This is a genomic window from Ferdinandcohnia jepli (genome assembly GCF_047246645.1).
GTDB lineage: Bacteria > Bacillota > Bacilli > Bacillales > Bacillaceae_L > Ferdinandcohnia.
In genome coordinates this window covers 94,018-104,024 of sequence record NZ_JBFOKR010000018.1, presented here as the reverse complement: position 1 = coordinate 104,024, position 10,007 = coordinate 94,018, and the positions used below count along the sequence as shown (strand labels likewise).

13 protein-coding genes are annotated in these 10,007 nt (G+C 33.9%); 11 read left to right on the top strand and 2 right to left on the bottom strand.

Features of this window, described 5'->3' with window-relative positions; translation table 11 throughout:
* Positions 1-247: 247 nt before the first annotated feature.
* The 4 genes from AB3M96_RS18780 to AB3M96_RS18765 all read left to right on the top strand — a co-directional run bounded on the left by AB3M96_RS18780 (position 248) and on the right by AB3M96_RS18765 (position 3,299).
* A complete protein-coding gene (locus AB3M96_RS18780) occupies positions 248-1,018 on the top strand; it encodes a serine hydrolase (protein WP_412969145.1) in 771 nt (256 codons plus the stop codon).
* Positions 1,019-1,359: 341 nt separating this feature from the next.
* Complete coding sequence (locus tag AB3M96_RS18775; protein ID WP_412969144.1) at positions 1,360-1,845, top strand: DinB family protein; 486 nt, start codon at positions 1,360-1,362, stop codon at positions 1,843-1,845.
* 310 nt (positions 1,846-2,155) lie between these two features.
* A complete protein-coding gene (locus AB3M96_RS18770; protein ID WP_412969143.1) occupies positions 2,156-2,632 on the top strand; it encodes a GyrI-like domain-containing protein in 477 nt (158 codons plus the stop codon).
* A gap of 292 nt (positions 2,633-2,924) precedes the next feature.
* Entirely contained in the window at positions 2,925-3,299 is a 375-nt protein-coding gene (locus AB3M96_RS18765) for a hypothetical protein (RefSeq protein WP_412969142.1), read from the top strand.
* Positions 3,300-3,563: 264 nt separating this feature from the next.
* Here the strand turns inward: AB3M96_RS18765 and AB3M96_RS18760 are convergent, their stop codons facing one another.
* A complete protein-coding gene (locus AB3M96_RS18760) occupies positions 3,564-4,178 on the bottom strand; it encodes a PH domain-containing protein (RefSeq protein WP_412969141.1) in 615 nt (204 codons plus the stop codon).
* Positions 4,179-4,670: 492 nt separating this feature from the next.
* Between AB3M96_RS18760 and AB3M96_RS18755 the strand changes: the two genes are divergently transcribed.
* The 6 genes from AB3M96_RS18755 to AB3M96_RS18730 all read left to right on the top strand — a co-directional run bounded on the left by AB3M96_RS18755 (position 4,671) and on the right by AB3M96_RS18730 (position 8,099).
* Positions 4,671-5,129 carry an HIT family protein gene (locus tag AB3M96_RS18755; RefSeq protein WP_412969148.1) on the top strand — a complete coding sequence of 153 codons (459 nt, stop codon included), beginning with the start codon at positions 4,671-4,673 and terminating at the stop codon, positions 5,127-5,129.
* Entirely contained in the window at positions 5,122-5,943 is an 822-nt protein-coding gene (locus tag AB3M96_RS18750; RefSeq protein ID WP_412969140.1) for a PP2C family serine/threonine-protein phosphatase, read from the top strand. The genes AB3M96_RS18755 and AB3M96_RS18750 overlap by 8 nt, the downstream gene beginning before the upstream one ends.
* 62 nt (positions 5,944-6,005) lie before the next feature.
* Positions 6,006-6,581 (top strand): nucleotidyltransferase family protein, encoded by a 576-nt coding sequence (locus AB3M96_RS18745; protein WP_412969139.1) that lies wholly within the window; start codon positions 6,006-6,008, stop codon positions 6,579-6,581.
* 107 nt (positions 6,582-6,688) lie between these two features.
* Positions 6,689-7,210, top strand: coding sequence for a GNAT family N-acetyltransferase (locus AB3M96_RS18740; protein ID WP_412969138.1), 522 nt, complete (start codon positions 6,689-6,691; stop codon positions 7,208-7,210).
* Positions 7,211-7,242: 32 nt separating this feature from the next.
* Positions 7,243-7,644 (top strand): VOC family protein, encoded by a 402-nt coding sequence (locus AB3M96_RS18735; RefSeq protein WP_412969137.1) that lies wholly within the window; start codon positions 7,243-7,245, stop codon positions 7,642-7,644.
* 161 nt (positions 7,645-7,805) lie between these two features.
* The gene (locus AB3M96_RS18730; protein WP_412969136.1) at positions 7,806-8,099 is read left to right on the top strand and encodes a hypothetical protein; all 294 of its coding nucleotides are present in this window, start codon (positions 7,806-7,808) and stop codon (positions 8,097-8,099) included.
* A gap of 116 nt (positions 8,100-8,215) precedes the next feature.
* Here AB3M96_RS18730 and AB3M96_RS18725 read toward each other — a convergent pair whose 3' ends face one another.
* Complete coding sequence (locus AB3M96_RS18725) at positions 8,216-8,713, bottom strand: CBO0543 family protein (RefSeq protein ID WP_412969135.1); 498 nt, start codon at positions 8,711-8,713, stop codon at positions 8,216-8,218.
* Between the two features lie 263 nt (positions 8,714-8,976).
* Between AB3M96_RS18725 and AB3M96_RS18720 the strand changes: the two genes are divergently transcribed.
* Positions 8,977-10,002, top strand: coding sequence for a serine hydrolase domain-containing protein (locus tag AB3M96_RS18720; RefSeq protein WP_412969134.1), 1,026 nt, complete (start codon positions 8,977-8,979; stop codon positions 10,000-10,002).
* Positions 10,003-10,007 lie beyond the last annotated feature (5 nt).

The following is a 10,007-nucleotide window of genomic DNA, read 5'->3' as shown; positions in this document are numbered from 1 at the left end:
AATAGCGCAAGCACGGTTCTGTGAGGGGGGAGGAGTACAATTTACCGTAAGGTAGAAAGGCTCCCTTCTACTCGACTAGATCAATAAGAATTAGATGGATTAGATAAAAGTTAATGAGAGCATTGGTCCATGCAGGATTAATGCTCATTTTTGTTGAAGTTCTTAGGTACTATTAAATAAGGAAATCTATAAGTGTGAATTACTAATTGCGATAATGATTGACTAAAAATTGAAAGTAGGTGTTTCAGTGAACCACATAATTGAGAAATTAAAAGAAATAGAATCAGGAGAAGCAGGAATCCTTATTTATTCAATCCTAAATAGAGAAATAGAATGTTCTTACCAAAAAGACTTGTCCATACCACTTGCTTCTGCTGCAAAAGTGGTAATTGGTTACTGTGTTGCACGTCTTGTTGAAGAAAAATTATATAAATGGACTGATGAAATTAAGGATATAAGCTTTAATCCAAAAGAAGATAGCAAGGAATTGTACCCTCATTTTCAAAATAGACATAGTCTATCTTTAGAAGATGCGGTTGAGGTAATGATAGCGTGTCATGATAGTTATATTGCGAATCACATTGTTGAGTTTTGTGGTGGATGGGAAAATGTAAACCAAAGAATTAAGTCCCATTTTCCAAAAATCAATGTTACTAAGAATCCAAGAGACCTTAAAAATAAGGGTAAAGTTGATCAATTGCTCGAAGTTTTAAAGTTGATTTTCGAAGGATATGAGACCAAACCAGAGATATGGAATCCTATTATTAACGGATTAGTTAGACAGCGTGGAGAAGTAGAAGGGATACCACATTATCATTTGAACCATATGACTGGTGGATTGGATAATGTTTTAGTCGATATTGGTATTATGGGAGAGTTTTCACAAGACCCATTCTTATATGTATTAGGTGCTAAGGAATTACCCAATCGTTTTAGTGAACAGCATGCAGACGAAACAATCTTGGATGTGTTGAGGATATTATATGAAGAATACTGTAAACAGGGTTGGAGCAGTTGAAGGTTTTTAAGACTTATTATATTAGCTTATTTTGCTAATGATGTAGATTTGGTGAAGAAGGAATTATAAAAAACATAACGAACACTAATTGGTAAAAGGAGGTAATTTTATGAAACTTGAAATATTTATTTTCCTCGCTGGATTAGGTACTGTTGTTGTAATGTATACGCCCGTTATATATAAATTAAACAAACGAATATCGAACTTAGAAATGAGAATAGAACAAAATAAGGACATTTTTTCTTAATTTAGCGTTTCACTCTAAGTGGGACGCTTTTTACTAAAGGCGCTGGATAGTTGTATTTTTATAGTATTATATTAAGAAATTAGGAGGGGTATTTTTGCAAACTTTTTTTAGGTATAACTGGAAGGTAAGAGAAGACTGGTATTGTTGGTGTGAAGAGTTAAACGAAGAAGAACTACTGCGTCAAAGAACGGGTGGAATGGGAAGTATATTGCATACACTTTTCCATATTGTTGATGTCGAATGGAGCTGGATACGTCTCTTACAAGGTAAGACAGACTTTCAGGAGAGTTTCGATAGTTATAATAGCTTGAAAAAGGTTCGAAAATTGGACGCTGAATTTCATTTTGAAGTGGAAAACTTTGTGAATAATTGGGAAGCTAGTATGGAAAATCAATTGTTTTACGATACATTGCCAGATGGCAGAATTGTGACGGATACTTGGGGTGAAATCATGCGACATGCCATTGCACACGAAATTCACCATATAGGACAATTATCAATTTGGGCAAGGGAAATAGGGAAAAAACCTGTTTCTGCAAACCTTATAGGTCGTGGCTTTTCCTCTCATTCCAATAAATAACCTATTTATGTTTATTGTTTAGGAGTTAAATTTAATGAGAATAAAATTTCCTGGTTTTACTAGGGATTAAGTTTTGGAGAGCAATATGATTTTGTGAAAGGTTGTTCTTTAAGTTATGGGTGGTGTTGACTCATTCGTGGTTAACTCACATTTTTGTTGAGTTTTCTTATTAAGCGAACGGGTGAGTTTATCCAGGAAGTATTAACCGTCTTTTTGTTGAATTCCTTATTATGCTAAAGGTGCAGGTTAATGGAAAAAGAAGGCAAGTAAATATTTATGTAGAAATTGTAAGTTTAAAGGAGTAATTAAAATGCAAAAAACAACAAAAATAAAAAAGACTATTAAAGAACTTAATGAAATTAAATTAGTAGGTTTTAGAGTTTTGTGTTCTGGTGACAAATATATAGCAGAAATCCCAAAAGCCTCACTAAGTTTAAGTGAACGTATCAATGAAATTAAACAGGTGGTTAATCCGTTACTACAATATGGTGCATTTGTAGTCGAGAACCAAACTGCTGAAGAAGATGGCTATTGGGTTTGTGTTGAAGTAAAAGAGTATGAAGATATTCCATCTGATATGGTAACACTAACAGTCCCATCCCAAAGATATGCTGTATCAAGACATAAAGGGGCTAATTATCAGATTATGAACTGGTATGAAGAATTACATAAATGGATTCATGATAACAACTATTCAAGACTAAATGAAAAATGGCATTTAGAAAAATTTTATAGTTGGAATGATACTGAAAATTTAGATGTAGAGTTGTTTGATACGATTAAGTAATCAAGTAACTACTCAACTACCATTTAAGAAAGTGATTTTCTTACATTCCCTGTGATAAAAAACTGCTTCATGGATGGCTAACGGGGTGCTAGAGTTCAAGATTAGAAGCTGAAAAAGATGTTTTTTGCTCTGTTTAAGTATAATGGTGATTATTGATAACTCTTCGAAATCATACTTTCAGTTACTGTCAGAAGGTAAGAGATATAGGAATAGTAAATTACTGGATTAAATAATATTGAAACAGGAAGAATAATGAGGTGATTTTATTTTAGAAAAACTCAGGAAAATTAATATGAAAACTGCTGTATTTTTGGGAATTATTTTTTACTCTTTAACTCTCTTAATCCACTTTCTTATTATAAGCAAAAGTATTCCATTCACATGGGTTAATGGTGGAAGATCTGAGTCATTCGCTGAACAGCTACCAATATCTTTTTTAAATATCGTTATTGCTATTATTGGAGTAGTTTTTACGTTGATTGTTGGTAGAATTAAACTATATAAATACAAAAGAGGAATAACCGTTATATGTTGGTTTTTTGTTGTACTTTGGTCTTTTGGATTTATACAACAATTGTTTGGAACACCTTTTGAAAAAATGGTTTGTTCTTTAGTATTGCTTCTTGGAGTTATCTCGAACTTGCGTATGGCGATTGAAAAAAAATAGATATAACTATTTAATTAATTAGTTTGTGAACAATTACACTTAAACTAAAGGAGTGCGTTTTAACATACATTTTGCACATTTGGAGGTGTGATTTTTTATGTAGGTCTTGTGAATACAGAATTATCCAAGCTTGGTTTATTTAAACGGTTGACTATATATCAAAACTAAAAAAGCAGAGTAATTATGAAAATCACTCTGCTTTTCTTGCTTTCTAGTTTTGCTCAAAAGTGAAACTGGAACCAGGAAAACAATCCCTCTGTCCCATTAGTTATTTATATATTTCTCAAAGACAGCTCCGAAGTCTTTTGCATGGTATTGTTCGCGAGCGGATTGTAACCAAGAGAATCCGAATTCAGTTAGTTGTTTGTATTGATCAGATAGAGTTACGTCTGTTGGTCTAGAATTATGCAGGATGCTAGCTGCTTTTTCTAAGCTTTGGTTTGCCATGTCATACATTACGCTGTTTTCATGTGTAATTTCTGAGATATATACAAGAGCTTTATATAAATCATTTAATTTATCAATCTGCTTTTTGTCTACGTCAATACTGTATGCTTGGTTGCCTAGCGTAAACTTAATCTCAATGTCCAAGTCGACTCTTCCGGCAGTTTCAAGGAAAACATTTGATATTTTATATTGTGAATATGGATAACGTTTTAGTAAACGCTTAGAGGAAACAGCGCCTTCACCATCAACATGGATAAATGCAATATTAGTAAAGCAATATTCATCTGCTTTGGTTTTGATTAGGAAGTAGATCTTTTCATTATCCTCGTGTCTGATATAATCATCAGCGTCTGTTTTGTCGTAATCCTGAGGTCCTATAATCTTACCAATATCTGATAATCCCAATGCATCTGAAGCCAATTTTTTTAACATATGTATCCTCCCCGTATTTAAATAAATAAGTAACTCCTGAATAAGTATATCATTTGTAGATATTGAATATTACCCAAATTATGTATTTTATTAAACAATGGAAGTAACCTTACTCTATAAACAGGTAGTCCATTATGCATACACCTTACCTTCAGAATCTAAATTTCATATTTTCATTGACAGAAGGCAATCAGATTTGTATGATATTGTAAAAGTTTCCATATTGTTAAACACATAGAAAAGGAGTAGTAAGGAACCTCTATTGAAGAAGAGAGCTGCTGGTTGGTGAAAAGTGCCAATAGAATCCAGAACTCGCCTTGGAGTGGTTAGGCTAATTGTTTTAGGTCTAAACGGGTAACTCTCGTGATTGAGTCTAGAGATGTTTTTAGTGATGTTCGTAAAAACAAGAAGAGTGGTAACGTGATAGTCCAAGCCTATCGCCTCTTTATGAGGTGGTAGGCTTTTATTTTTTTACAAGAAAGGGAGATGAATATGGTGGAGGAAAATTGTTTTATCTGCAACAAGCATCAAAATAAAATTAGCACTTCAGGAGTAACTATTTATGAAGACGATTATGTATATGTAGGTCATATCGATAGTAACGGGGAACCAAATTATCTAGGCCATATTATGGTTGATGTCAAAAGACATATTCCAACATTGGCAGAAATGACTGTTCATGAAGCACAGGCTTTTGGAATGATTATCGCTAGAGTAAGTAAGGCACTTAAAGAAAGTGAAGGAGCCGAACATATCTATGCGGTTGTTTCTGGCAACTCCGTTCCACATCTTCATATGCATCTAGTAGCCAGATATCCGGACACTCCTGAGGAATTTTGGGGACCATTTGCGGTACATAATGCCCCGAATGCACGATACGGAGAAAACAATGATGTTATAGATGTTTGCAACAGAATCAAAACGCATCTTGAAATGAATCCCTATGGATAATTCTAAGAACAGTGGTGAATTCAGTTGGGTTGGCAGCCAGAAACACTTTATTGATAAACCGGATATTATCCAAATTAGGCACATCGTACTCGGTCGTTTCGGTGGCAATTCAAAAGCAGGACAATCTAAAAATGAAGATGGTTGTTTAATATGGGTTGATGAGGAAGACGATTTTGAATTTGTAATGATTCTAGACGCTCATAATACGGCAGAGAGTGCTGAGTTAATCATAGATACAATTGAAGATCAAAAAAATGCAATATACTCTATTTTACGAGATGCCGTTAATCCCGCATTTAAAAACTTACAAGAATACATTTTGTCTATCTTTCAAAATAGTAGTTTTAAAAATGCTTGTAAAAAAATTCAAGGTGAAACAGCTTGTCTTATTGCTGTAAGAAAGGCTAATTTCCTTTGGTGGTTCTCAATTGGTGACTGTCTTTTATATTTATATCATCCAGAATTAGTTGCGTTAAATGAATATCAGCAGAACCATCGAAGTTTCTATGAGTGGGTGGGACAGGTTAACACATTTGAATTACCAGTACCCTGTTACACTACTGGATGCAAGGAACTGAGAACAGGGAAAAACCATATTTTCCTTACGACTGATGGATTAGTCGAATGTCCAAATACAAATTTCGATAATCCGATAGAGATTTTCAGCTATTTTACCAGACAATCAAATGAAAATGCTGTGCAGGAGTTACTATCTTATATTCAACAAAAGGATGTTCGTGATAGCACTACCATACTTTCCTGGATCGTAGATAATAAGCTCCCTGCTTCTAAACCAAGTAATTCCTCAGATTAACCTGTATCTTACATTTCCTTCTTATATTATAATATAAGAAAATATGTTCGGTAGGTGGTTATATGTTAAAGAATGAGGAAGATGTAATAAAAATTATTCGTAACGACGATAAGATGATGGAAATCTTGAGGGTTGTAAATACCCTGAACTTACCAGATTGGTGGATTTGTGCAGGCTTTGTTCGAGCAAAAATTTGGGACACTCTTCACGGATATATAAATCGAACACAAACCCCGGATGTAGATGTTATTTATTTTGATGACAAAGAGATTGATGAATCTATAGAAAAGAGTTTAGAAGCTAGATTACATAGCGTTATGCCCGATATCCCTTGGTCTGTAAAAAACGAAGCAAGGATGCATGTTGTTAATCATATTGAGCCTTACTTTTCTTCAGTGGATGCAGTCTCTAAATTCCCGGAAACGGCAACAGCCCTTGGAGTCAAGATAGATGAAAATGATCAGCTAATTTTAACTGCTCCTTGTGGTATTGAAGATGTAATCAATATGGAAGTTAAACCAACAGGTTTCTTTACTGAAACAAAAGAGCGGGCAGCTATCTATGAAAAACGTTTAAAACAGAAAAATTGGAAGTCAATTTGGCCAAAAATTAAAGTTTATCATTTCGAGGATTTGTAAAGAGTTGCAGTTTGCAGCTCTCTTTTTTTACTTATTTTGTCATTTCCTGAAGGAGTACCCAAACATATATCGAATAGTAATAAAAACTAAGTAAAAGGGTGTACGAAATGGAACAATTGTACTTAATCAGACCATCAATTCACTATCAAAATGAATATCTTTCTTTTTATAAAGAGTGGAAAGAAAGTGGAGAAACGATGGTACCTTGGGTAATCAGTAAAGACCCATCAGATTTTCAAGCAATGCTTCAATCTTTGTTTGATTCGGAGAAAGGTGAAAATCTACCTGAAGGGTGGGTACCTGATTCAACGTATTGGTTAATAAATGAGAATAAAAAGGTGATTGGTGCTGTAAACATAAGACACAGTTTAACAGATAGCCTAACTAACAGTGGTGGGCATATCGGCTATGGTATTCGACCTTCTGAACGACGAAAAGGGTATGCAACAAAACTTTTATCTTTGTCGTTGGATAAGGCAAAGGAACTTGGTATTCGAAAAGTACTTGTGGTTTGTGATGCTGCGAATATAGGGTCTGAGAAAACAATTTTAAACAATGGTGGACTTCGAGATTCTGACTTTATCGAGGAAGACGGAAATGTTATTAAGAGATTTTGGATAGAATTATAGATTAATTAAATCTACTTTTAGGATGGGATAACATGATTTTCGAAATGACGATCCAAGTGCGTGTAAGAAACATGAAAGAGGGACAAAAGTGGTATACAGTTTTATTTAATCGAGAACCGGATATTGTGCCGCATGAAGGGTTTGCAGAATGGCAAATTATCCCTGGTTGCTGGGTACAAATTGCTGAAGGGATACCCGCAGAAAATAGCGGTTTTTTACGTTTAGGAGTGGTAGATATTGAAGCGGAAAAACTGAGGCTCATGAGAGAATTAGTAGTTGTTGACTTTGAGATACAATCGAGAGAGGAAGTACCTGTTAAATGGTGTACATTTTACGATCCTTGGGGAAATCGTATTGGATTCTTTGAATACTTCGATAAAGTTGAAGAGGAAAAAGTTGTTAAACGTATACTGGGAACGTCGTTTAGCGGTTGAAGTGAGAAATTGATATGAAAAAAATAATCTGTTTATGTATCGTATTACAGCTTATTTGTGTGTCTTCTATTAGCGCACTAACATGAGCATTCTTCTTTGTTGTACATGACGGGAAGGTTTATGAGGTAAAAGAAGAGATTACTATTGAGAAAAACGAGTTGGTGAAACAAATAGGAGAAGTTCAAACGAAAGCGGATGAATATTCCGGAGATTATTATGGAGAAGCCTCTAATGCTTACGATATAGGGACACCTTATTTTGAGATACAAGGTATTCCGATAAAGGAAGCGATTGCAGTAGAAATAAAAAAAAATCACTTTGTCAAGGCAGATTATGTTCACAAAGCGCAATTTGATATACGTAATGTTACAGGGAAAAGCACCATGTGGATTATTCTTAGTATTAGTTTTATTTTAGTAGTTGGAATGGTTGTTTATAAATCTAAACAAGCGTAGTGTATTACTCTTTCCGTTTATATAAATAAATCCACATAGCAATATATATTGCAAATAATAATAGTAAGAAAATCGGTGTTGATAATTGATTGGATGCCATTTCATCACCTGGAAGCTTATTTTAATTCTGAAAGTGAAGGGTGGAACAACAGTAATAGGACCACTATTAATGGTATTGATACGATTAAAGCTTTTAACGGACTTTTATAGTGTAGTCTTACCATAGTAAAAAGAATCAGATTAAATATTCCAGACCAAAAGAGATTCCAATTATTCTCGTATATAAAGAGCCCTTTTTTGTAGAATAGATACTCAATAATTGTAAAATATGCAATCCAAAGGGCTAGATATAAATATTGTTTTTTCCCTTTTGGGCAATACCTTAAAAAGATCATAATTACAACAGGAACAATAATAAATGAAAAAGCAATATCAATAAAAGTGTGGTTTAACCAATCTACTGTTACAGCCTTATATCTCCATAAGGTATGGTTATAAAAGATAAAATTATATAACAAATTACAAATAATAAAATACTGAATGGTAGGATAGTATGACTTCCAATTCTTCCAGTCAACAAAAAAGTAGGCAAATACCACGTAAACAACGATCACCAAAAGTAAGTACATAACGGTAGGCCTTTCCATTTTTTACTAAACAGTATGCTCTTATTCATAATCAGTTAAACACTCTACAATGTAAAACAGTATGTAAGCCCTAGTAAAATGATTTTTTAATCCGTTGGTAAAATCTATTAAGAACACATTAATAGTGTTAACCCCTAGCGCAATTTTTTAATGGGTTTAAAACACCTAAATATATTTAATAAAACATATGTCCTTGTTAAATTGTTACTTAAAAAAGTAAAGGGGAAAATATGAAAATAAGAAATATAGATATTCAAAAAAGTATGGAGGACTTTAATGTTCAAGGTTTAAGCGTTTCTGTTATTGAAGATAGACAAGTCATTTCAACCCAAAGTTTTGGAATACTTGAGAAAGATACTGAAAAAGGTGTTACGAATCAAACAATTTTCAGTGCATGTTCGATTAGCAAGTTTGTAACGGCAATGTTAGTAATGAAACTGACTGAGGAGGGAATTATTGATCTAGATGAGGACGTAAATAAGAGTTTATTTTCCTGGAAAGTGCCTGATAACCAGTTTACAAATCGTGTTACGTTACGACACTTGCTTAGTCACCAAGCGGGGATTATAGACCCTGAAGATAGTTTTGGTGAATGGAAGGTGAAAGATGGTGTACCTTCTATGATGGAAATACTAGGAGGAACAACACCTTATTGCAATTTACCTATCGAAGTAAAGTATGAACCAGGTAGTGAATTTCATTATTCAGATGCAGGATTTTGTATTATTCAACAAGTAATAGAAGATGTAATGAACACATCATTTCAACAAGTAATGTTTCAACATCTATTTAAGCCTTTAAAGATGGATAATAGTAGAGTTGATACAAAAATACCAGAACAGAAACTATTTTCCTCAGGTCATAACAAAAAGGGCCAAGTAGTAAAACCAAAATATCCAATCTATCCCTATCCAGCAGCATCTGGAGTATGGACAACTTCGTCTGATTTATCTCAAGTAGTCTTAGAGTTAATGAATGCTCTAAATGGTGAGAGTAAGTTAGGGATTTCTAAAACGTTAGCTAAGGATATGATTACTGGACAAGGTGGGAAAAGTTGGACAGGTCTTGGTCTATTTTTAGAAGGAGCTGGTAACGAACTTGAAATTACTTCACTTGGATGGGGAGTCGGTTTTCAAAGTATGCTGTTCGCAAATCCCTACATAGGAACGGGTGCTGTAATTATGACGAATACAGAATTAGGTGTACATCAAATGGATGGCATCATCGGGGATATATATGAATCTCTTACTTCTTAGAAATC

Excerpts from the sequence above, each read along its gene's own strand:
- AB3M96_RS18770 (WP_412969143.1), top strand. The coding sequence starts at position 2,156 with ATGCAAAAAACAACAAAAATAAAAAAGACTATTAAAGAACTTAATGAA.
- AB3M96_RS18765 (WP_412969142.1), top strand. The coding sequence starts at position 2,925 with ATGAAAACTGCTGTATTTTTGGGAATTATTTTTTACTCTTTAACTCTC.
- AB3M96_RS18760 (WP_412969141.1), bottom strand. The coding sequence starts at position 4,178 with ATGTTAAAAAAATTGGCTTCAGATGCATTGGGATTATCAGATATTGGT.
- AB3M96_RS18755 (WP_412969148.1), top strand. The coding sequence starts at position 4,671 with ATGGTGGAGGAAAATTGTTTTATCTGCAACAAGCATCAAAATAAAATT.
- AB3M96_RS18750 (WP_412969140.1), top strand. The coding sequence starts at position 5,122 with ATGGATAATTCTAAGAACAGTGGTGAATTCAGTTGGGTTGGCAGCCAG.
- AB3M96_RS18745 (WP_412969139.1), top strand. The coding sequence starts at position 6,006 with ATGTTAAAGAATGAGGAAGATGTAATAAAAATTATTCGTAACGACGAT.
- AB3M96_RS18740 (WP_412969138.1), top strand. The coding sequence starts at position 6,689 with ATGGAACAATTGTACTTAATCAGACCATCAATTCACTATCAAAATGAA.
- AB3M96_RS18735 (WP_412969137.1), top strand. The coding sequence starts at position 7,243 with ATGATTTTCGAAATGACGATCCAAGTGCGTGTAAGAAACATGAAAGAG.
- AB3M96_RS18720 (WP_412969134.1), top strand. The coding sequence starts at position 8,977 with ATGAAAATAAGAAATATAGATATTCAAAAAAGTATGGAGGACTTTAAT.